The organism is Paenibacillus sp. J2TS4 (genome assembly GCF_018403245.1).
GTDB lineage: Bacteria > Bacillota > Bacilli > Paenibacillales > NBRC-103111 > Paenibacillus_L.
On record NZ_BOSH01000003.1, the window covers coordinates 121079 to 141970 of the forward strand.

Here is a 20892-nt window from a genome sequence, read left to right on the forward strand (position 1 = left end):
GCTTTCTTTAGTGCCATATATATATATTGCCCGATCATAGATCGATAACAAGTCTCTCGCTTAATCTAACGCTGTGCAGCTGAGGAAAGGAACGATAGAATGAACGAGGTTCATTTTTTACCCGATAAGACAACGATTAGCGTTCGTCCGGGAACGACCCTGCTGGAGGCCGGCCGTAAAGCCAGTGTTCCTATTCGTACTCGCTGCGGAGGCCGAGCCGCCTGCCTGATGTGCAAAGTCAAAGTGGAGGATCAGGCGGGACTGATGCCTATCAGCCGGAATGAAAAACTGAAGCTGGGCTCCTTGCTCCAGGAGGGGATTCGGCTCGCTTGTCAGGCCAGAGTGACCGGAGATGTCGTTGTGCTAATTCCGGAGGATCCGCTCAAGGCTGCCGTTCGTAAGCTGCTGGCCCAACAACAGGAGGATGACTAAAATCGTCCGGGAAAGGATGAATGAGAAATGATAGCTGGCCTGCGACTGTCCAGACATTGGAGAGACCCGCTTACCTGTATGGTATTGCTGCTGATTGTTGTCCTGCTTAGCGGGTGCTTATATTCGGGTGAAGTGAAGAAACAAAACCTACCGGCTACCGGTGAATTCATTGTGTTAGTTCAGAACGCTGTCGATCAATTTAAAGAACGGACGGGTGTGCTGCCGATCAAAACTAAAGACAGTGATACCCCTCTATATGAAAAATATCCGATTGATTTCAAGAAGCTGATGGACAACCGTTTGTTGAGCATGATTCCGACCAACGCCTTTGAAAACGGAGGAACGGCCATTTATGTTCTGATTGACGTGGAAACCAAGCCTACGGTGAAGATGATTGATTTGCCCTTGTACCAGAAAATGGTAGAGATCCAAAAGGAAGTGAGCGCCTACCAGCAAAAGAAGGGCAAGCTGCCGAATGGTGAAGCGGTTGCGGACGGTATTCATCTTCTTGATTTTGAGCAGCTAGGAAAGAAAATGCCGGCTATCCAAAGTCCGAATACCGGCCAAACTCTGCCTGTTCTGATTGAAGCTTCGGGCAACGTCTATATTGATTACTCTCTGGATCTCGTTAAAGTTATGGAGAACAAGGGGGAGGCGGGGCTGGATGCTGATATCGATCTGAGGGAAATCCTCGCTGAGGAATCGTTGTTTGTCCCGGTATGGTCCCTTCCTTACCAATGGATTGACGGACAACCCCAAATTGTGGCCCTGCCCTGACAGAGCTGATTTCCCTCTAGGCTCTATTTGCATACCGCCCCAAGCGGCTTCCAGCTCGCGTTATGCGGGCATGAGGGCAGTCCAACGCCTCCCGGCTGAATCGATTCTAGACCCAACCAGGGGAAACCGATAACTCTATGGTCATTTATCTATGACTATAGAGTTTTTTTGTAGAATAACCTATGTCTTCTTCACATATATGATAGGAGTAGCCTTCTTTTATTGTCATCCCGGTAACCATTTCCTTAAGAAAAGGAAGCGAGGGGGATTAAATGTAGTCATAATCTATGAAACCGCACGTATATTAGTACTAGTCCAATTGAATGTACGAGTGTGGCCGCACACGAACCGAATCCGGGAGGCTTCCCCGGTTCGTCTAAGCGCGTGCTTCGTTAATTAACCTTGTAGGAGGGGATCTTTTTGGAGAAAATCGACATTTTTAAAGACATCGCGGAGCGAACCGGCGGTGACATCTACCTAGGAGTCGTAGGAGCGGTCCGCACTGGAAAATCGACATTTATAAAGCGGTTTATGGAAGCAGGAGTATTGCCCAACATTCGCAATGAGGCCGACCGCGTACGCGCGACGGATGAACTGCCGCAGAGTGCTGCGGGACGGACGATTATGACGACAGAGCCTAAATTCGTACCTAACAATGCCGTGCAAATTACAGTGACCGAAGGGCTGAATGTGAATGTCCGCCTGGTCGATTGTGTCGGCTATGCCGTCGAAGGGGCTAAAGGATACGAGGACGAGAATGGCCCCCGAATGATTTCGACTCCATGGTTCGACGATCCGATTCCTTTTCAGGAAGCTGCGGAGATTGGCACGCGTAAAGTCATTCAGGAGCATTCCACACTCGGTGTAGTCATAACGACGGACGGAAGCATCTCGGAAATCCCCCGCTCCTCTTATGTAGAAGCGGAAGAAAGGGTGGTTGAGGAGCTTAAAGAGGTTGGAAAACCATTCATCCTCATCATAAACACCATGAAACCTTACAGCGAGTCAGCGGTGGAGCTTCGCAACGAGCTTGCTGCTAAATATGACATCCCGGTTATGGCCATGAGCGTGGCTACGATGGGGGAAGAAGAATGCATGTCCGTTCTTCGTGAAGTGCTCTATGAGTTCCCCGTTCATGAAGTTAACGTTAACTTGCCAAGCTGGGTAATGGTGCTTAAGGAAAACCACTGGCTGCGCACCAATTTTGAAAGCTCCGTTCGAGAAACGGTGCAGGATATTCGCAGATTGCGCGACGTAGATCGGGTTGTCGGCCAATTCTCAGACTATGATTTCATCGAAAGAGCAGCTCTGGCCGGGATGAACATGGGTCAGGGGGTCGCAGAGATCGACCTCTACGCTCCGGACGAATTGTATGACAATATTCTGATGGAAGTGGTCGGGGTAGAAATTCGCGGCAAGGACCATCTCCTGCAGCTGATGCAGGAATTCACCCACGCCAAGCGAGAATATGACCAGTTTGCCGAAGCGCTGGAAATGGTCAAAACGACCGGCTACGGAATCGCGCCTCCAACTTTGGCGGAAATGGCATTGGATGAGCCTGAACTGATTCGTCAAGGCTCCCGCTTTGGAGTCCGCCTGCGGGCTACAGCGCCTTCTATCCATATGATCCGGGTCGATGTCGAATCGGAATTCTCCCCAATCATTGGCACCGAGAAGCAAAGTGAAGAGCTGGTACGCTACCTCATGCAGGACTTCGAGGAGAATCCGCTCAAAATATGGGATTCCGATATTTTTGGACGCTCGTTGCACTCCATTGTGCGCGAAGGAATTCAAGGAAAATTGGCGATGATGCCGGACAATGCGCGCTATAAACTGCAGGAAACGCTGGGGCGGATCATCAATGAAGGCTCCGGCGGATTAATTGCGATAATCCTGTAAAATAACATAAAATCCGATTAACGAACACTCTTCGGGGTGTTCTTTTTGTATAATTTTAAAAAAAAATGGTTGAATACTTGAAAATGCGACTGAGGTGTATTACTATAAATTTGTTCGTTTTTCCTTGTAAATACGTATAATTTGTGAGTAATCCGTTAACACATGGAGTAAGGACGTTATTTATTTGTAGAGGAGGTGAAAGATTATGAATAAATCCGAATTGATTGCCAAAGTGGCTGAAACTTCCGAATTGTCCAAAAAAGATGCAACCAAAGCGGTTGAAGCAGTTTTTGATGCGATTGCCGATGCATTAAAAAGCGGAGATAAAGTTCAACTGGTAGGCTTTGGAAACTTTGAAGTTCGCGAGCGCTCCGCCCGTAAAGGCCGGAATCCGCAAACGGGTGAAGAAATCGATATCGCAGCTAGCAAAGTACCTGCATTCAAACCAGGGAAAGCACTGAGAGATGGAATCCAATAAGGAATCTCCTTTTTACATATTGGATATCGAGAACCGTGCCGCTTTATCGCGCACGGTTTTTTCTATGCTCTGGATAGCGTCTCGTAAGCATGCTGTTAACCATCATGCGTTTTTTCTTGTGCGGAAAATAAGAAAGCAGGAGGAACCGCGACAAGAAGTAAAGAAGCGGGAATAAGGTCTTGACTTACTGGGCAGGAGCAGATATACTAATTTTTGCAGCTTCCATATCGGGGTATGGCGCAGCCTGGTAGCGCGCACCCTTGGGGTGGGTGAGGTCGCAGGTTCAAATCCTGTTACTCCGATCTTACTGCAAGACGCTTCTTTGACTGGATTAGTCCGGTTGAAGAAGCGTTTGTTTTTTACTAAGTGAAAAACCAGCCCAGGGTAGTTATCTCTTGCAAATCTAATGCCACTAATTATATTGAATGTATTAAGGCACAACCTTGATATCAGCGCGTGGCATACCGCCAAACTAACTGGATTCTATACAGGTAAATAAGCCGAATCAGACGGTTTTTGTTAATTCAACTGGAAATCATACAGCTAGTTTGGACTCCATCTAACCAATTCATCTCTATCCCCATTTCTAACGGCAATTTTTCCATTTAGTTTGGCTATCTAGCGAACAAAGCAAGAACTAACTGTAGAATTTACATCTAGACAGCCAAGGAATATGTGTCAAGGAAAGACTAGTCAAAATCAAGGAGCGAATATCGTTCTGAACCTTTATTTATTTCATTTTATCCCGCTTTGACTTGCACTTGGATTGACATAACCCTGTTTTTCTAGCATCATTAGATGAGTGGTGAAAAGGGGCAATGCACGTCCCCCTTCAAAATAAGGGCAAAGGTGCAACTTTAATTCACCAGACTATTGGAAGGTTAGAAGTGATTCTTTCATTGTGGGAGGCTGCCGATCTTAATGAATAGCCAGGGAGATTATTTCATTGTTAAAGCGAAAGCTAACGGTGTGAATGTGATCGGATTGACTAGAGGCAACGATACTCGGTTTCATCATACGGAGAAGCTGGATAAAGGAGAGGTTTTGATCGCGCAATTTACCGAGCATACTTCTGCGGTCAAAGTAAGAGGCAAAGCGACAATTATGACAAGGTACGGAGTTATGGATACAGAAGAATAATTGCAGTTGCAGGCATAGCCTGCTTTTTTTCGTTGTACAATGGTGGTAGGAATCAATTTCTGAAGCTGGGCTTAGCCTCTTCTAATCCTTATCCTGGAACCCAATAAGGAGGTCCCTTTATGAAATGGCCAGCCACCATTCTGACGGCCTGTCTTGTTACGGCCGCATTCGCGCTGATTTTCAGCATATTGCCTCAATGGGATAAATTTAATTCCATGAATGAGGACGAACTCTCTGTCTTCAAGGAAGCTCATTCAAACCGTTTAACGGATATAAACCTGGTTGACAAAATGACTCAGCTGCCTCTCCAGCTAACGATTCGCAGAGTGGACTGGAACAATGCCATTCTCTCAGTCGACTTGGGGGCGCCCACTGGATCAACAGCCAGCCGCGTCTATCATGATCTGTACGAGCTGACTAAATTTGGTTTGCAGAATCATACGAATGTCAGTCAGGTGCTGATTAGGGTGATGGAGACCTCGAGCGTTAGCCGCGAGCGCAACGGCTCACTGCTGGTTGCGATGGATGCCCGCAAGGACAACGCGAAGGGGCAAGCCTCGACGGGGGGGATGAGCGGTCAGGATATCCGGCAATATTTGCAATCGAACTTTCGTCTTACTTACACCCAGAAGTGGAAGGACGTGTACGCTTACTAGGTGAGCATTTTGGTTTCGTTCACTTTTTCGTAATAATTGCCGAAACGTTGATTGTACGGTGCCTGTCAGGTTATGCTATAATTATATGTTGTATTTAACAAGCAATTGGTATGTTCGGAGGCGGCATATGACAAAATCTCGAATTCAAGAAATGGCAAAGCCGTACATGGAGTATGATATGATCCAGAGTCATACTTCCCTGCCTGACTTTCCGGAATCCCGGGCAAGACTGCTGCTTGCTTTTTTGAATGCCAAAGGAATTCAAGAGGATAATCGCAATTTATTTGCTTTAGTGACTTCGCTCGTTCAGATCGCGCTGGATACGCATGATCAGGTCCCCGAATCGAACGAGCTTAAAGAACAGAACGAAGCCCGTTCACGCCAATTAAAGGTGCTGGCAGGCGCTTATTTCAGTTCGAGATTTTACAATCTTCTGTCGCAGGCGGGGCAGATTGATATGATCCGACAGCTGTCTCTTTCGATCTGTGAGGTCAACCGGATGAAGATGAATCTCTATTTGCAAATGAAGCATTTAAAGCTGACGGCGGAAGAATATTTGCGGCAATCCGTCAATATTAAAACTCAGCTATTCCTGTCCTTCAGCAAGATGATCTCGGAAGGGCATCGGAAGCTCTGGCCGGAAATATTGACCGGATTTACCAAATGCGAAGTGCTCGTGAAGGAAATATTGCGTGCAGAGACGCCGAACCATTTTCGCAACAGCTGGGGGTTCTGGCATATGCTGCAGTTTGGAACCAAGGAAGAGCGCTCTTATTTATTGTCCGAGCAGGCGGAAGCGGGTCCGATCCGCTCTATGCTGGATCGTAATCATATTATTGATAAGCTGTCCATCATGCTTAATGAACAGTTGGACTACTTGAAGGAATGCATCCGCAGGCTGGAGCCGTCGAATTTGTCGGAGGAACTGACTCGGCTGCGAGAAACCTATTACCGTTATGCCGGCAGGCCTCAACTGCTGGAAGAAATATGAGGTGAAACAGGATGAAGCCGAATGAACAGTTTGTTCACTCCGTTTTTGAAAGCATCGCTCCTAAATACGATCTCATGAATAGCATTCTTAGTTTTAATCGCCATAAATACTGGCGCAAGTTTACGATGCAGAAGATGAATGTGCAGACCGGGAATAGTGCGATTGATATTTGCTGCGGGACTTGCGACTGGACGATCAGCTTGGCAGAGGCCAGCGGGACAGGAGACATCGTGGGGCTGGACTTTAGCCAGAACATGCTTGATTACGGAGCGTACAAAATAGACAAGCTGGGAATGGACAAGCAAATTTCGCTTGTTCATGGCAACGCCATGAAGCTTCCGTATGACGATAATACGTTCGATTATGCGACGATTGGTTTCGCCTTGCGCAATGTTCCCGATTTCAGGCAGGTCCTGAAGGAAATGCAGCGAGTCGTCAAGCCCGGCGGTCAGGTTGTTTCGCTGGAGCTGTCCAAGCCAACCTGGCAGCCCTTTAAAGCTATCTATTTTTTTTACTTTCAGTATATTTTGCCCCTGCTCGGTAAATTGATCGTTAAGAAATACGAGCAGTATAAATGGCTTCCCGAATCGCTGGCTCATTTTCCGGATCATAAGCAGCTGGCTGCTATTTTTGAGGAGATCGGATTGGTGAACGTTCAAGCATACCCATTAACCGGGGGCATCGCAGCCTTACATATAGGGACTAAACCCGGTATATCGCAGGTGAAACCGTAAATGCTTAACAAAGTGAAGATTTTTCTAGATATGATTAAGTTTGAACATACCTTGTTCGCCCTGCCCTTTGCATACATGGGAGCATTGCTCGGGGCGTTCGTTATGTTCGGAGCCTTCCCCAGTTGGGGACAGATCGGCTGGGTAACCGCAGCGATGGTCGGAGCGAGAAGCGCGGCGATGGGGCTGAACCGTCTTATCGACAGAACGATTGATAAGAAAAACCCGAGAACGGCAGGAAGAGCTATTCCCGCGGGATTGCTTTCGTCCAAAGAAGTTTATGTGTTCATCCTAATTTCTTTTGTCGTTCTATTCATCGCTGCTTCCCAATTAAATCCGCTTGCTATGAAGCTGATGCCGATAGCGGTCTTTTTTCTTGTATTTTATTCCTACACCAAACGCTTTACCTGGAGCTGCCACATTATTCTGGGGCTGACCATTGCCCTCGCGCCTTTAGGAGGATGGGTTGCAGTCACCGGAGAAATTACTTGGACCGCTCTCATTTTTTATGTAGCCATCGCATTCTGGACAGCCGGCTTCGATGTGATCTACGCCTGTCAGGATATGGAGTTTGATCGGGACGAGGGGCTTCATTCGATTCCCAGCCGCTTTGGGGTGGCTAAAGCATTATGGATCGCCAGATCATTTCATCTGATCACGGCTATCGGCTTGGGTGCCTTGTTTTTCATCACAGATTTAAGCTGGATTTATTTTATCGGCCTCCTGATTTCTTATCTGATTCTATTTTATGAACATTGGATCGTTTCACCCAAGGACCTGTCCCGATTAAATACGGCTTTCTTCACGATGAACGGCGTCCTAAGCGTCGTTGTATTCATTTTTACGTTAATCGACTTGGTGGTGTTATAAAGTGAGAAAAGAAAAGTGGGTCATCGGGATAACCGGGGCGAGCGGTGTGCTTTATGGCGTCCGCCTTTGCGAGGAACTGCTGGCCAGGGGCGAGACCGTGCATCTGATTGTATCGGATGCCGGCTGGCGGGTGCTGCATGATGAGCTGGATTGGAGCGCCTCTCCCCGCCGGCGGGATACGCTGCAGCAGGTTTTTGCCGATTATCCGGGTGAACTGATCTACCATCCGATTCAGGATATTGGAGCCAGCGTGGCCAGCGGAACCTTTCTGAACAAAGGAATGGTCGTCATTCCTTGCTCGATGGGTACCTTGTCGGGCATTGCGAGAGGGTCCTCGGACAATTTGCTGGAGCGTGCAGCCGATGTCATGATGAAGGAAGGCAGAAAGCTGATTCTCGTGCCGAGAGAGACCCCTCTTCACGCCATTCATCTAGAGAATATGCTGACGCTGGCGAAGATGGGGGTACGGATCATTCCGGCAATGCCAGGGTTTTACCAGAAGCCGTCCTCGCTCGAGGAAGTGGTAGATTTTATGGTTGGCAAAGTATTGGATTCTATGGAGATAGAACACGACTTGTATATAAGATGGGGAGAAGGGAATGGACAACAATCGAGAAAAAGTTCGGATAGGGAGAATTAACTACACGAACGTTTGGCCGATTTTTTATTACTTTCCGATGGATCGTTTTCAGGAAGAGGTCGAGCTGCTCCTGCAGGTGCCTACCAGCTTGAATAAAGCACTGGCAGAGGGTAAGATCGATATGGGACCGATTTCTTCCTTTGCTTACGGGCAATACTATAAGGATTGCGTATTGTTTCCGGATTTATCCGTGAGCGCTTTCGGCAAAGTCCGTTCGATTCTGCTTTTTCACCGTAAGCCGTTGGAACAAATTGTGAACGGAACAATTGCTCTGCCTACAACTTCAGCCAGCTCCGTCAATCTCCTAAAAATCATCATTGCGAAATTTTACGGCGGACAGCCGACGTATTCCTATGCTTCGCCATCCTTAAATGATATGATGAAAGAGACTGATGCCGCCCTGTTGATCGGGGATGATGCCATTCGTGCCGACTGGAACAATCCGGGCTACCATGTTACCGATCTGGGGCAGCTGTGGAAGCATTGGACAGGACGCTCTATGACATTCGCCGTCTGGGCGGTACGGGAACAGGCGATGCGCAATAAACCTGACGTCGTCCGACGGATCTATGAGGCTTTTTGCTGGAGCAAGGAACAAGGACTGGCAAATTCCGCAGATATGGTTCGCGACGCCCAATCGGCCATCGGTGGAACCGAGCAATATTGGCAGCAATATTTTGAGCGCCTCACCTACGATTTTGGGCCGGCTCAATGGGACGGACTCCGTTTGTACTATCAATACGGATGGGAGCTCGGCTTGCTGGAGGAACCGGTATCGCTCAAGATCTGGCACGATAATTCCGTCATACAGGTGAACGAATGAAAATAATAGATATTTACGCCAGAATCAAAAAAGATTTAAATTATCTTGAAAAAGAATTGCTCAAAAGCGTTTATTCCGAGCATCCCCAGCTGCGGGAAACCTCCAGCCATTTATTGAAGGCCGGGGGGAAAAGGCTGCGGCCGGTATTTGTGCTGCTTGCCGGTCAATTTGGGAATTACGATCTCGATAAACTGAAGTACATAGCTATTCCAATGGAACTTATTCATATGGCCAGTCTTGTTCACGATGATGTGATTGACGATGCCGACACCCGCCGCGGACAATTAACCGTCAAGTCCAAGTGGGATAACCGGATTGCGATGTATACGGGGGATTATATTTTTGCCAAAGCTTTGGGGGTAGCGACCCAGCTTTCAAATCCTGTCATTCATCAAATCATGTCCAAGGCGATTGTTGAATTGTGCATTGGAGAGATGGAGCAAATCCGGTATTTCTTCCATACCGGACAGACGCTTCGTAATTATTTGTTAAGAATCAAGCGAAAGACGGCTTTGCTTATAGCGATCAGCTGCCAATTAGGGGCCATTGCCGCCGGAGCGCCGGAGCGAGTGTCCGACAAGCTCTACCGGTACGGATATAACGTAGGAATGGCGTTTCAGGTTCGCGACGATTTGCTGGATATTACCGGAACCGAGAAAGAGCTCGGCAAGCCGCCAGGCAGCGATGTCAAGCAAGGGAACATTACCTTGCCGATTCTATACGCGCTGCAGGAGGATAAGCTTCGGGAGCCGCTGCTGCAGGAGCTGGAGCGAATCCGCGCAGCGGAAGGTCAGACGGACGTCAGCCGGTTTCTCGATATCGTACGAGGCAGCGAAGGGATTCGCAAGGCGGATCAATTGGCCTCCCGCTATATCGGCAGGGCGATAGAGGCTCTCGCCTCCCTGCCAGACATTCAGGCCAAGAATGATCTAATTCGGGTAGCCCGTTTTGTCGGGGACCGCTCTTATTGAATAAACGATTTTGATAATGGACAGGTTGGAATTAAAGATTAAGGAGACTCGTCTTATACTATATGCTCGGCGCTAAAGATTTCAAAGCTCATGAAGTGGAGAAAGAAAGATGCTTCCAGGGCGAGTTTTGGCTTTGTATTCCTACTATCCGAAGGCCCATCCAATGAGTAAGGAATGATGGGTTGAATCGGGGTCCCCGAAAAGTACCTGGAATCGCTTCGAAGCTTACTTCACTTTTTGGGGAAGGAGTATGATGTTTGAAGCTTCGGTGGCACTTTCCTTCGGAACGGAATGATAGCTTTCTTTAGTGCCACATATATATTTGTGACGACGCAAATCAATCTTTATTACCGAATAAATAATGCACAGGAGTGATTCTAAATGGAAAAAACATTTTTAATGGTCAAGCCCGATGGAGTTCAGCGCGGGTTGATTGGAGAAATAGTCAAACGCTTCGAGCAAAAAGGATTTCAAATGGCAGCCGGCAAGCTGATGGTTATTTCTCGTGAGCAGGCGGAGTTTCATTATGCAGAGCATAAGGGCAAGCCATTCTATGATGAACTGGTCAGCTTCATCACTTCGGGTCCTGTATTTGCCATGGTATGGCAAGGGGATCAGGTCATCGCTCTGTCTCGTCTTCTGGTAGGCAAAACGAATACGATGGATGCCCAGCCGGGAACGATTCGCGGCGACTTTGCTCTGCATACAGGAATGAATCTTATTCACGGTTCCGATTCTCCGGAAAGCGCCGAGCGCGAAATCAACAATTTCTTTACTGCTGAAGAAATAACTAATTACGACAAAGCGATCAATCAGTGGATTTAGCCGTCAAACCTGATAGCAATCAAGCGATGGGGAGAGGAGCCCGGACTTGTTGGAGGATAGAGACTTTGCGCTCTTTACGGAGAACGTGAAGAGGTTGACCGCAATTGATTTGAATCAATATAAAGAAGTCCAGATGAAGCGCAGACTGAGTACCTTTCGGATGAAAAAAGGGTTTACGACCTTCCAGCAGCTGTTCGAGAAGATGTCGTCGGATAAGGCTCTATTGGACGAGTTTCTGGACCGGATGACGATCAACGTATCGGAGTTCTTTCGCAATCCGAATCGGTGGGAGGCTTTGCAGCAAAAATTTCTTCCCGCTATGCTTCAACAGGGAGGACGTCTTAAATGCTGGAGCGCCGCATGCTCTACCGGTGAAGAGCCGTACACACTGGCGATGATTCTGCATGAGCTTCAAGCGTTGGATTCCGCAACATTGTTGGCGACCGATCTGGATGAGGGCGTGCTGGCTAAAGCTCAAGAAGGTCTTTATTCCGAGCGATCGATAAAGGAAGTTCCCAAGCCCTTGTTGAACAAATATTTTGACAAGGAAAATGGCGGTTACCGAATTCAAAGAGAGAAGTTTCGGAAGATTGATTTCCGTAAGCAGAACTTGCTGGAGGACCGGTTTGATGCAAATTTCGATCTGATCATTTGCCGGAATGTCATGATTTATTTCACGGAAGAAGCGAAGCAGCTTTTGTATCAAAAGTTTTCCGATGCGCTTAAACCGGGAGGGATTTTATTTGTTGGCAGTACGGAACAAATATTTTCTCCGGGCAAATTCGGATTAGAGCCGGCCGACACATTCTTCTATCGTAAAAAACTGTAGCTATCAAGTATAATCTTTTCAAGTTGTTCCAATACTGAATATGAAGAGCTCTGTATGCGTTTACGGTACACACCCTGCTCTAGCGGGAATGTATGAATCTAATCAGGCTCTCCTTATCGCTCCAGAACGTAAAGCAGAGGCTTCTGACAAGGCCGGCTATCACCGGAAAGCGGATGACGGCTTTGCCGCCATGTAACTCAGCTTCAACTTACGAAGAAAGCTTTCCTTCCGGAAAGCTCGCAGGAGGGAATTCATTGGACAAAAGAAAGGTTATTGAAGCCTACCAAAGAGGATTTATTACGATAAAAGAGTGCGCACAAATATTGGGGATTGACTCCCTGGAAGTTATGGGAATGGTTAGCGCTCCCCAGGGAATGGACCGGCCGCGTTCCATTCCAAGGCAATCGTTGAACGGTTGAAGGAAAGTGCCCGCAGTCCAGTAAGCACGCCCGGTGACTAATGTCATTTGGCGTGTTTTTGTCTTTGCTTAAGCGACCGTCTTGTCAAACTGAATCGGCTATACTATAATTAGCACATAAAAGCGCTAAAGCGCTAAGGTTTACATTAGATCAATATCGGGACAATACAAAGCAAATGGAGAGTTATATAATGAAAGAGCTAATGGTCGATTTAGGCGAACGTTCTTATCCTATTTATATCGGTGAAGGAATTATAGAAGGAATAGCGGAAATATTTGATAAACATGGAATTCGTAAAGCTTCTCCCGTTATGATCGTGACAGACGAACATGTGGCTGTACATCATTTAGCTCCGGTTCAGGAACGGTTAAGCGATGGGGGTTATCAGATAATCACGATGACCGTACCTCCGGGAGAGTCTTCCAAATCGCTGGCCGTCCTCGAGGAGATCGTTACGAAAGCATTGCAAGCGGGGTTAGACCGCAATTCCACTATTGTCGCCTTAGGCGGCGGCGTCGTAGGGGATTTGGCCGGATTCGCGGCCGCCAGCTACATGCGGGGTGTGCGCTTTGTCCAGATTCCGACGACGATATTGGCTCACGACAGCAGCGTCGGAGGCAAAGTGGCCGTCAACCACAAGCTGGCCAAAAATGTGATTGGAGCTTTTCACCAGCCCGAATTCGTTCTGTACGATACGTCGACGCTGCGAACCTTGCCTGATCGGGACATTCGCGCCGGGTTGTCCGAAGTGATCAAACATGGCTTGATCTGGGATGCTGCTTTCGTGGATTGGTGCCGCGATCATGCGGATCAACTCCTTGCACTGGAGCCGGAAGTGCTGGGAAATGCTCTGTATCGGGGCTGTCAGGTTAAAGCTGCTGTCGTTTCGCAGGACGAGCGGGAGAATGGACTGAGGGCCATACTTAATTTGGGCCACACGATCGGACACGCGCTGGAGGCGGTAGCCGGATATAATGAGCTGCTGCATGGGGAAGCGATATCGATAGGCATGGTCGGAGCTTCGAAATTAGCGGTCAAGCTGGGACATCCGGAATCGATCTACCATGAGACCAAGCAGATTTTGGCGCGATTTGGGCTTCCAACCAAGCTTCCGAATCATTTGGATACGGATCAAATTATGTCTGCGATCATGCATGATAAGAAATTTAGAGAAGGAACGATGGTTTTCATTATTCCTACAGCTATTGGCAGCGTAGAGATTAATAAACAGGTTTCAGTGAAATGGGTACGGGAAACTGTGGAACAATTGAAACGGGAGGATTAACAACTATGTGGGTTAGGGGAATTCGCGGGGCAACGACAGTCCATAACAACGAAGAGGAAGAAATTTTACAAGCTGCGGTGGAATTAATGAACGAGCTGGTTGCCAAGAACGATGTGCATCCGGAAGATATTTGCAGTGTGCTGGTTACGACTACACATGATTTGACCGCTACATTTCCGGCCAAAGCTATTCGGCAAATGCCGGGATGGGAACTGGTGCCTTTGATGTGCTCCTTGGAAATTCCCGTTCAGCCGAGCTTGCCTAAATGTATTCGCTTGATGGTGCATGTCAATACGAGCAAACGTCAGGACGAAATCCAGCATGTGTTTTTGAATGGGGCCAAAGCGCTGCGCCCGGATATTATTGCGGAAAAAAAAGGTTGACGAGTCAAGCCGGTCTCCTGTATATTGATAGGTAACATAAGTTCGAAAGGGCTTTTTATAGATACCCTTTGAACTAAAGTTAAGTTAGAGAGTTTAGTTGAGTAGAGACTAGTTGAGCAGAGTTTGAGTAGAGATGAGTTGAGAGAAGACAAGAATATGCGGCACGTGTAACGAATCTTGGATTCATTACGTTTGTTTGCTTTTCTTTAGTCGCTCCTATTTTACTTAAACCATACATTAACAGCCTCTACGGCCAGTAGAGGCTGTTTTTATTTGTTTCAACTTTTTTATACGCGGCACTAAAGAAATCATAGATCATGAAGAGGAGAAAGAAAGATGCTTCCAGGGCGAGTTTTGGCTTTGTATTCCTACCATCCGAAGGCCCATCCCATAAATAAGGAATCTGTTGTTTCGGGGTCCCCGAAAAGTACTTGGAATCGCTTCGAAGCTCATCTTCACTTTTTGGGGAGATAGTTTAGATGTTTGAAGCTTCGGAGGCACTTTCCTTCGGAACGGAATGATCGCATTCTTAGTACCCCAGTATATAGAAAGTAACTTTGTGTTGATGAGTAGAGGAGAGATGCAAATGTATAGTCCAGAGTTCAAAGAAGTAACCCGGCTGGCTCAAACGTATAACCTCATTCCCGTCGTTCGTCATTTGTTGGCCGATGTGGAAACCCCTATCCGGCTATTCCAGCATTTTTGCAACGAGCCGAACGCCTTTTTGCTTGAGAGCGTCGAGGGCGGCTTGAAATGGGCGAGGTACTCTTTTATCGGAACGGATCCTTTCATGACCGTGAAGGCAAAGAACGGCCAAATCCGGGTCACTCGGGGACGGGAAACGGAAGTATCACGGGAGAAACCGTTGGACGTTCTCAAAAATTGTCTCTCCTCTTATAAGAGCCCTCATTTTAATGACATGCCTCGCTTCACGGGAGGGGCGGTCGGCTCCTTCGGATATGATTTGCTCCGGTATTATGAGGACCTGCCGGCTCATCGTAAAGATGATCTGCAAATGAACGACATTCAGTTCATGTTTTGCGATCAGGTCATCGTGTTCGATCATTTCAAGCAGCAAATTAAAGTGATCGCGAATGTTCATGTCCCGTCTCAAGCAACGGAAGCAGAACTGGCGGAAGCCTATCGCAGTACTTGCCGCAAAATTGACGAGACGGTCCGGAGGCTGCAAAAACCGTTCCCCGCAATGCCTCTGGCAAAGCATGGGATGCTAGACGATGTCGATCTGGGTGAAATCCGCTCCAACGTCACTAAAGCCGAGTTTATGAGCAATGTCGATCAAGCTAAAGAATACATTCGGTCCGGCGATATTTTTCAAGTCGTCCTGTCCCAGCGATTCGAAATCGAGACCGATGTCTCTCCACTTCATGTCTATCGGGTGCTCAGAACGATGAATCCTTCTCCTTATATGTATTATTTGAAAATGGAGGACGAGATCATTGTCGGCACTTCTCCGGAATTGCTGGTCCGGGTAGAGGAAGACAAGGTCGAGACTCGCCCGATTGCCGGGACGAGGCCCAGAGGGGCAACACCGGAAGAAGATGCGGCTCTGGAAAAAGAGCTGCTGGCCGACGAGAAGGAGCGGGCGGAGCATATCATGCTCGTCGATCTGGGGCGCAATGACCTGGGGCGGGTAGCGGAATTCGGCTCGGTCCAATGCGATTCTTTTATGGAGGTGGAGCGGTATTCCCATGTGATGCATATCGTTTCGAATGTGACGGGGAAGCTTCGTCCGGACAAAGATTTCTTTGATGCCTTTATATCCTGTCTTCCTGCTGGAACGGTATCCGGATCTCCGAAATTAAGAGCAATGGAAATCATAGCCGAACTAGAAAATGAAGCTCGCGGAACTTATGCCGGTGCGATCGGTTATCTAGGCTTCTCAGGCAATATGGACACCTGCATTACGATTCGCACGATTGTGTTCAAGAATGGCAAAGCCTATGTTCAAGCCGGAGCGGGGATTGTCCAAGATTCCGTGCCGGAGAACGAATATGTGGAGACGACTAATAAGGCCAAAGCTTTGTTGAAGTCGATCCGTATGGCGGAAGCCATGTTCGGAGGCGAGGACGAAGAGATGGAGGCGAACCAAGATTACTATATTGTCGGCAGCAAGGATTAACCATCCATCTCAAGACTTACATTTCCTGCCTGTGGAGGCAATCGATAATCCGATTTGGGGGATGAGAACATGAATAAACAAGGAAAGATTAAGCTGGCTATCGCCAAAGTAATAGCGGGGCAGAACCTGGAGCGGAACGAGGCCGGCGAGGTCATGTCGGCCATTATGGAAGGGGAAGCGACATCCGCACAGATCGGCAGCCTGATGACCGCCATGGCGATGAAAGGCGAAACGATAGACGAGATTACCGGCTTTGCAGAATCGATGCGAGGCAAGGCCCATCGCGTAAGTACGGAGCAATACGAGCTGCTGGATACTTGCGGGACCGGGGGAGACGGTAAGAATACGTTCAACATTTCGACCGCTTCCGCAATTGTTGCAGCCGCTGGCGGAATTCGCGTAGCCAAGCATGGCAATCGGGCCATGTCCAGCCGCAGCGGAAGCGCCGATGTGCTGGAGATCCTCGGCGTCAACATTCAGTTGGACAGCTTGCAGGCCGCCCGCTGCCTGGAGCAGATCGGAATCTGTTTTATGTTTGCGCAGGACTATCATCCATCGATGAAGCATGCGGCAGGACCGCGAAGGGAGCTTGGAGTTCGGACCGTGTTCAACCTGCTCGGACCTTTAACGAACCCGGCGGGGGCCGATCGCCAATTGCTAGGCGTATTCGACCGTTCCAAAACGGAGCTGCTCGCTCATGTGCTGAACGCGCTGCAGCTTAAGCGGGGATTGGTTGTCTCAAGCTATGATGGACTGGATGAAATCAGCATCTCCGCTCCTACGCAGGTGACGGAATTGCAGAGCGGAGAGGTTCGCACGTATACGATTTTCCCTGAGCAGCTCGGGCTGCAGACCTATTCGCTGCAGGATGTAGCCGGCGGCGACGCCAAAGCGAACGCGGAAATTATCCATTCGATTCTCAATGGGGAGAAGGGAGCTTACCGGGACATCGTACTGGCTAATTCCGGAGCGTGCTTCTACGTGTCGGGTCGTTGCTCCTCCTTGGCAAAAGGTGTACAATGGGCAGCGGAAGTTATCGATTCAGGCCAAGGCAGAAGGAAGCTGGAAGAATTAATTCAATGCACAGGAGAATTAAGCCATGTATCTTGATCGTATCGTAGAGACGAAGCGCAAAGAAGTGGAAGTTTTGAAGGGACACTTTTCCCTTAGCGCGGCAGAGAGGGAAATCGCAGACCGGCCGGCTTGCCTGGGATTCGGCCACAAGCTGGCCGCTGGACGCAGCCGCGCGATGGGCTTAATTGCGGAAGTGAAGAAGGCTTCTCCGTCCAAAGGGCTGATCCGCGCAGATTTTGATCCGGTCGTTATTGCCCGGGCCTACGAAGAGGCGAATGCGGATTGTTTGTCGGTATTAACGGACGTGGAATATTTTCAAGGAAGCAACTCCTATTTGCAGGCGGTCCGAGAAGCGGTCTCCATTCCGATTCTGCGTAAAGATTTTACGATTGATTATCGGCAAATCTATGAAGCTCGCTTAATCGGAGCCGATGCGGTTCTGTTGATCGCCGCTATTTTGACGTCGAAGCAGATGAAAGAATTGCTGACCATCAGCCGGGATCTCGGATTGGATGCCCTCGTGGAAGTGCATGATCGGGAAGAGTTGGAGCGGGTTTTGGAATTGGAGGCGGACTTGATCGGAATTAACAACCGCAATCTAAAGACCTTTGTCACCGATCTGGCAGTTACGGAGTCATTGATCCGCCATATTCCCGATGGAGTACACATCGTCAGTGAGAGCGGCATTTCCAAGCCGGAGGAAATCAGCTTTTTGCTGGAGGCCGGGGCTCATGCTGTATTGATCGGGGAGCATTTTATGAGGCAGAAGGATATCGGGCGAGCCGTACATGATCTGCTCGGGGAGACGGGGACCTACGAGGTGGTCCGATGATGACCCGACCAACGATTAAAATTTGCGGACTGCAAACGGTAGAAGCGGTCCGCTCTATTCTTTCTCTGCCGATAGATCATATCGGCTTTGTTTTTGCGCCAAGTCGACGCCGGGTAACCGGCCGGCAGGCGGCGGAAATGGTCGACGAGCTTGCCCGGGAACGGGCCAAGGGCCGCTCGACTCCGCAAGCGGTCGGAGTGTTCGTCGATCCCGACCTGGAGCAGCTTCAGGAGATTCTGAACGAAGTCTCTCTGGATGTTATCCAGCTTCACGGCCGGGAGACGCCCGAGTTTTGCCGTCGAGTTAAAGAAACGTTCGGGCTCGGCGTCTTTAAAGCTATTTCCATATCCAAGACGCAGACGGCTTTTTCAGCAAATTTGTTCACCCCTTATGCGGGGTTCACGGATGCGATTTTGCTGGACACTTATGATCCCGTTCATGGAGGCGGAAGCGGTAAAACGTTCGGCTGGGAGGTCATACCGGAATACCTGGAGCGGACCCGGAACGCAGGAATGAGCTTAATTATTGCCGGAGGATTGTCTCCGTCCAATGTAGGGGAACTGATCCAGGCTTATCACCCGGATGGCGTAGATGTCTCCAGCGGCGTGGAGACAGAAGGACAGAAGGATATCGATAAAATTAAACAATTTGTGGAAAGGGTGAAGAGCCGATGACACAGGTTCCGGATCAACACGGCCGGTTCGGCCAGTTCGGGGGGCGCTATGTTCCCGAGACATTAATGAACGCTTTATTGGAGTTGGAAGAAGCCTACAGACATTATGTACAGGATCCCGAATTTCTTCGCGAGGTCCGATACTTGCTTAAACAATATTCGGGGCGACCGACCCCTTTATATTACGCCGATCGGCTGACCGAGCATTTGGGCGGTGCTAAAATTTATTTGAAGCGCGAGGACTTGAACCATACGGGAGCGCATAAAATCAACAACACCATCGGACAGGCCGTCCTGGCGAAACGAATGGGCAAGAAGAAAATTATTGCGGAGACGGGGGCAGGTCAGCACGGAGTGGCCACGGCTACGATCGCGGCGCTTCTCGGTCTGGAGTGCAAGGTCTTTATGGGGGAAGAGGACACGAAACGGCAGCAGTTGAATGTGTTCCGGATGAATTTGCTCGGTACGGAAGTGGTTCCGGTTACCTCGGGGTCGAAAACATTGAAAGATGCTTGCAATGAAACTCTTCGTTACTGGGCCGCCAATGTGGAGGATACGTTCTATGTGCTTGGTAGCGTAACGGGACCGCATCCTTATCCAATGATGGTCCGCGATTTCCAGCGAGTGATCGGGGATGAATCAAGGGAGCAAATTCTGGAAGCCGAAGGAAAACTGCCTGATCTGGTCATTGCATGTGTCGGAGGAGGAAGCAATGCGATGGGAATGTTTTATCCCTTCGTGCAGGATGAGGGAGTGCGGTTAATAGGAGCCGAAGCGGCAGGAGACGGTGTGGACACCGATAAGCATGCCGCGACGATGACGAAAGGCACCCATGGTGTATTTCAAGGCTCGCTCAGCTATGTGCTCCAGGACGAATATGGCCAGGTGCAGCCGGCACACTCGATTTCCGCCGGACTCGATTATCCGGGAATCGGACCCGAGCATGCTTATCTCAAAGATAGCGGACGGGCGGAATATCTTCCGATCACCGATCAGGAAGCATTGGATGCCCTGCAGCTCCTTAGCCGTAAGGAAGGGATTATCCCCGCTCTGGAAAGCGCCCATGCGATCGCCCAGACGGTGAAGATCGCTCCGACCATGACGTCAGACCAAATTATCGTGGTCAGCTTATCCGGCCGCGGCGATAAAGATGTGGAGTCGATCATGAAGAGATTGGGAGGGAACGAGCAATGAATCTAATTGACGAACGTTTTGCAGAGCTCAGAGAGCGGGGGGAAACCGCGCTTATGCCGTTTATCTCCGTCGGCGATCCTGATTTACCGACGTCGGTCGACATCATCCTTGAATTGGAAAAAGCAGGAGCCGATATGGTGGAACTGGGGGTTCCTTACTCTGATCCGCTAGCCGACGGACCCGTCATTCAACGTTCCTCCCAAAGAGCGCTCAAGCATCATGTCACGATTTTGGACTGTATCCAAACGGCGCGCCACTGCAGGGAAAAGGGCAGCAAGCTTCCATTTATTTTATTTACCTATTATAACCCGGTTCTGCAGCTTGGTCTGGAGCGTTTTTTCGACTTGCTGCGGGATAACGACATCAGCGGGATCATTATTCCCGACTTGCCGTTGGAAGAGAATGAACAGGTACTGGAACTGTCAAAAAAATATAATATACATTTGATTCCGCTCGTCGCTCCGACCTCTAACGATCGGATAGCCCGGATTACGTCGCAGGCCGCCGGCTTTATTTATTGTGTCTCCTCTCTTGGTGTGACCGGAACCCGGGCGAGCTTCTTTACGGGCATCGATCAATTCATCGATACGGTTAAAAGTACGACTGAGCTGCCGGTGGCGATTGGGTTCGGCATATCGTCACGCGAGCAGGTCGTTGCCTTCTCCGAAAAATGCGACGGTGTAGTGGTCGGCAGCGCGATTGTACGGAAAATTGAAGAAGCACTCCCGCTTTTAAGTGATCAAGGGACAAAAACGACGGGTCTCTTGCAAATTCGTGATTTTGTGCGACAATTAAAAGCGTATAATATTTTTTGAATATTGGGGTGTTGG

The 20892-nt window shown here is 48.9% G+C and carries 23 protein-coding genes and 1 tRNA gene; all 24 read left to right on the forward strand.

Features of this window, described 5'->3' with window-relative positions:
- Positions 1 to 99: 99 nt before the first annotated feature.
- The gene (locus tag KJS69_RS07895) at positions 100 to 432 is read left to right on the forward strand and encodes a 2Fe-2S iron-sulfur cluster-binding protein (protein WP_213583197.1); all 333 of its coding nucleotides are present in this window, start codon (positions 100 to 102) and stop codon (positions 430 to 432) included.
- Between the two features lie 27 nt (positions 433 to 459).
- Positions 460 to 1209, forward strand: coding sequence for a hypothetical protein (locus KJS69_RS07900; protein WP_249730423.1), 750 nt, complete (start codon positions 460 to 462; stop codon positions 1207 to 1209).
- A gap of 420 nt (positions 1210 to 1629) precedes the next feature.
- Positions 1630 to 3108 carry a stage IV sporulation protein A gene (gene spoIVA, locus KJS69_RS07905; protein WP_213583198.1) on the forward strand — a complete coding sequence of 493 codons (1479 nt, stop codon included), beginning with the start codon at positions 1630 to 1632 and terminating at the stop codon, positions 3106 to 3108.
- A 205-nt stretch (positions 3109 to 3313) separates the two neighbouring features.
- Complete coding sequence (locus KJS69_RS07910) at positions 3314 to 3586, forward strand: HU family DNA-binding protein (protein ID WP_213583199.1); 273 nt, start codon at positions 3314 to 3316, stop codon at positions 3584 to 3586.
- Between the two features lie 228 nt (positions 3587 to 3814).
- Positions 3815 to 3888: transfer RNA gene (locus tag KJS69_RS07915), tRNA-Pro, on the forward strand.
- Positions 3889 to 4507: 619 nt separating this feature from the next.
- Positions 4508 to 4726, forward strand: coding sequence for a trp RNA-binding attenuation protein MtrB (gene mtrB / locus KJS69_RS07920; RefSeq protein WP_213583200.1), 219 nt, complete (start codon positions 4508 to 4510; stop codon positions 4724 to 4726).
- A gap of 119 nt (positions 4727 to 4845) precedes the next feature.
- A complete protein-coding gene (locus KJS69_RS07925) occupies positions 4846 to 5382 on the forward strand; it encodes a hypothetical protein (protein ID WP_213583201.1) in 537 nt (178 codons plus the stop codon).
- 127 nt (positions 5383 to 5509) lie between these two features.
- A complete protein-coding gene (locus KJS69_RS07930) occupies positions 5510 to 6373 on the forward strand; it encodes a heptaprenyl diphosphate synthase component 1 (RefSeq protein ID WP_213583202.1) in 864 nt (287 codons plus the stop codon).
- 11 nt (positions 6374 to 6384) lie between these two features.
- Positions 6385 to 7107, forward strand: a complete 723-nt coding sequence (locus KJS69_RS07935; RefSeq protein WP_213583203.1) for a demethylmenaquinone methyltransferase — start codon at positions 6385 to 6387, stop codon at positions 7105 to 7107.
- The gene (locus tag KJS69_RS07940) at positions 7108 to 7974 is read left to right on the forward strand and encodes a UbiA-like polyprenyltransferase (RefSeq protein WP_213583204.1); all 867 of its coding nucleotides are present in this window, start codon (positions 7108 to 7110) and stop codon (positions 7972 to 7974) included. It begins immediately after the preceding gene.
- A 1-nt stretch (position 7975) separates the two neighbouring features.
- On the forward strand, positions 7976 to 8614 hold the full coding sequence (locus KJS69_RS07945) for a UbiX family flavin prenyltransferase (RefSeq protein ID WP_213583205.1): 639 nt from the start codon (positions 7976 to 7978) through the stop codon (positions 8612 to 8614).
- Entirely contained in the window at positions 8574 to 9437 is an 864-nt protein-coding gene (locus tag KJS69_RS07950; protein ID WP_213583206.1) for a menaquinone biosynthetic enzyme MqnA/MqnD family protein, read from the forward strand. Before KJS69_RS07945 ends, KJS69_RS07950 begins: the two co-directional genes overlap by 41 nt.
- Positions 9434 to 10408, forward strand: coding sequence for a polyprenyl synthetase family protein (locus tag KJS69_RS07955; protein ID WP_213583207.1), 975 nt, complete (start codon positions 9434 to 9436; stop codon positions 10406 to 10408). The genes KJS69_RS07950 and KJS69_RS07955 overlap by 4 nt, the downstream gene beginning before the upstream one ends.
- Positions 10409 to 10789: 381 nt before the next feature.
- Complete coding sequence (gene ndk / locus KJS69_RS07960) at positions 10790 to 11233, forward strand: nucleoside-diphosphate kinase (protein WP_213583208.1); 444 nt, start codon at positions 10790 to 10792, stop codon at positions 11231 to 11233.
- A gap of 49 nt (positions 11234 to 11282) precedes the next feature.
- Positions 11283 to 12062: a CheR family methyltransferase gene (locus tag KJS69_RS07965; RefSeq protein WP_213583605.1), complete on the forward strand. Its 780-nt coding sequence runs from the start codon at positions 11283 to 11285 to the stop codon at positions 12060 to 12062.
- Positions 12063 to 12316: 254 nt separating this feature from the next.
- Complete coding sequence (locus tag KJS69_RS07970) at positions 12317 to 12481, forward strand: hypothetical protein (protein WP_213583209.1); 165 nt, start codon at positions 12317 to 12319, stop codon at positions 12479 to 12481.
- A 190-nt stretch (positions 12482 to 12671) separates the two neighbouring features.
- A complete protein-coding gene (gene aroB, locus KJS69_RS07975) occupies positions 12672 to 13766 on the forward strand; it encodes a 3-dehydroquinate synthase (RefSeq protein ID WP_213583210.1) in 1095 nt (364 codons plus the stop codon).
- Between the two features lie 5 nt (positions 13767 to 13771).
- Positions 13772 to 14149 carry a chorismate mutase gene (aroH, locus tag KJS69_RS07980; RefSeq protein WP_213583211.1) on the forward strand — a complete coding sequence of 126 codons (378 nt, stop codon included), beginning with the start codon at positions 13772 to 13774 and terminating at the stop codon, positions 14147 to 14149.
- Between the two features lie 586 nt (positions 14150 to 14735).
- Positions 14736 to 16289 (forward strand): anthranilate synthase component I, encoded by a 1554-nt coding sequence (gene trpE, locus KJS69_RS07985; RefSeq protein ID WP_213583212.1) that lies wholly within the window; start codon positions 14736 to 14738, stop codon positions 16287 to 16289.
- A gap of 69 nt (positions 16290 to 16358) precedes the next feature.
- Positions 16359 to 17399, forward strand: a complete 1041-nt coding sequence (gene trpD / locus KJS69_RS07990; protein ID WP_213583213.1) for an anthranilate phosphoribosyltransferase — start codon at positions 16359 to 16361, stop codon at positions 17397 to 17399.
- Positions 17389 to 18195 (forward strand): indole-3-glycerol phosphate synthase TrpC, encoded by an 807-nt coding sequence (gene trpC, locus KJS69_RS07995; RefSeq protein WP_213583214.1) that lies wholly within the window; start codon positions 17389 to 17391, stop codon positions 18193 to 18195. The genes trpD and trpC overlap by 11 nt, the downstream gene beginning before the upstream one ends.
- Positions 18195 to 18869, forward strand: coding sequence for a phosphoribosylanthranilate isomerase (locus KJS69_RS08000; RefSeq protein ID WP_213583606.1), 675 nt, complete (start codon positions 18195 to 18197; stop codon positions 18867 to 18869). The genes trpC and KJS69_RS08000 overlap by 1 nt, the downstream gene beginning before the upstream one ends.
- Complete coding sequence (gene trpB, locus KJS69_RS08005; RefSeq protein WP_213583215.1) at positions 18866 to 20062, forward strand: tryptophan synthase subunit beta; 1197 nt, start codon at positions 18866 to 18868, stop codon at positions 20060 to 20062. The genes KJS69_RS08000 and trpB overlap by 4 nt, the downstream gene beginning before the upstream one ends.
- Positions 20059 to 20877, forward strand: a complete 819-nt coding sequence (trpA, locus tag KJS69_RS08010; RefSeq protein ID WP_213583216.1) for a tryptophan synthase subunit alpha — start codon at positions 20059 to 20061, stop codon at positions 20875 to 20877. The genes trpB and trpA overlap by 4 nt, the downstream gene beginning before the upstream one ends.
- Positions 20878 to 20892: the final 15 nt, after the last annotated feature.

Excerpts from the sequence above, each read along its gene's own strand:
- aroB (WP_213583210.1), top strand. The coding sequence starts at position 12,672 with ATGAAAGAGCTAATGGTCGATTTAGGCGAACGTTCTTATCCTATTTAT.
- ndk (WP_213583208.1), top strand. The coding sequence starts at position 10,790 with ATGGAAAAAACATTTTTAATGGTCAAGCCCGATGGAGTTCAGCGCGGG.
- KJS69_RS08000 (WP_213583606.1), top strand. The coding sequence starts at position 18,195 with ATGACCCGACCAACGATTAAAATTTGCGGACTGCAAACGGTAGAAGCG.
- trpC (WP_213583214.1), top strand. The coding sequence starts at position 17,389 with ATGTATCTTGATCGTATCGTAGAGACGAAGCGCAAAGAAGTGGAAGTT.
- KJS69_RS07930 (WP_213583202.1), top strand. The coding sequence starts at position 5,510 with ATGACAAAATCTCGAATTCAAGAAATGGCAAAGCCGTACATGGAGTAT.
- aroH (WP_213583211.1), top strand. The coding sequence starts at position 13,772 with ATGTGGGTTAGGGGAATTCGCGGGGCAACGACAGTCCATAACAACGAA.
- KJS69_RS07940 (WP_213583204.1), top strand. The coding sequence starts at position 7,108 with ATGCTTAACAAAGTGAAGATTTTTCTAGATATGATTAAGTTTGAACAT.
- KJS69_RS07925 (WP_213583201.1), top strand. The coding sequence starts at position 4,846 with ATGAAATGGCCAGCCACCATTCTGACGGCCTGTCTTGTTACGGCCGCA.
- trpE (WP_213583212.1), top strand. The coding sequence starts at position 14,736 with ATGTATAGTCCAGAGTTCAAAGAAGTAACCCGGCTGGCTCAAACGTAT.
- KJS69_RS07935 (WP_213583203.1), top strand. The coding sequence starts at position 6,385 with ATGAAGCCGAATGAACAGTTTGTTCACTCCGTTTTTGAAAGCATCGCT.
- KJS69_RS07895 (WP_213583197.1), top strand. The coding sequence starts at position 100 with ATGAACGAGGTTCATTTTTTACCCGATAAGACAACGATTAGCGTTCGT.
- KJS69_RS07950 (WP_213583206.1), top strand. The coding sequence starts at position 8,574 with ATGGACAACAATCGAGAAAAAGTTCGGATAGGGAGAATTAACTACACG.
- KJS69_RS07910 (WP_213583199.1), top strand. The coding sequence starts at position 3,314 with ATGAATAAATCCGAATTGATTGCCAAAGTGGCTGAAACTTCCGAATTG.
- mtrB (WP_213583200.1), top strand. The coding sequence starts at position 4,508 with ATGAATAGCCAGGGAGATTATTTCATTGTTAAAGCGAAAGCTAACGGT.
- trpB (WP_213583215.1), top strand. The coding sequence starts at position 18,866 with ATGACACAGGTTCCGGATCAACACGGCCGGTTCGGCCAGTTCGGGGGG.
- trpA (WP_213583216.1), top strand. The coding sequence starts at position 20,059 with ATGAATCTAATTGACGAACGTTTTGCAGAGCTCAGAGAGCGGGGGGAA.
- KJS69_RS07955 (WP_213583207.1), top strand. The coding sequence starts at position 9,434 with ATGAAAATAATAGATATTTACGCCAGAATCAAAAAAGATTTAAATTAT.
- KJS69_RS07900 (WP_249730423.1), top strand. The coding sequence starts at position 460 with ATGATAGCTGGCCTGCGACTGTCCAGACATTGGAGAGACCCGCTTACC.
- trpD (WP_213583213.1), top strand. The coding sequence starts at position 16,359 with ATGAATAAACAAGGAAAGATTAAGCTGGCTATCGCCAAAGTAATAGCG.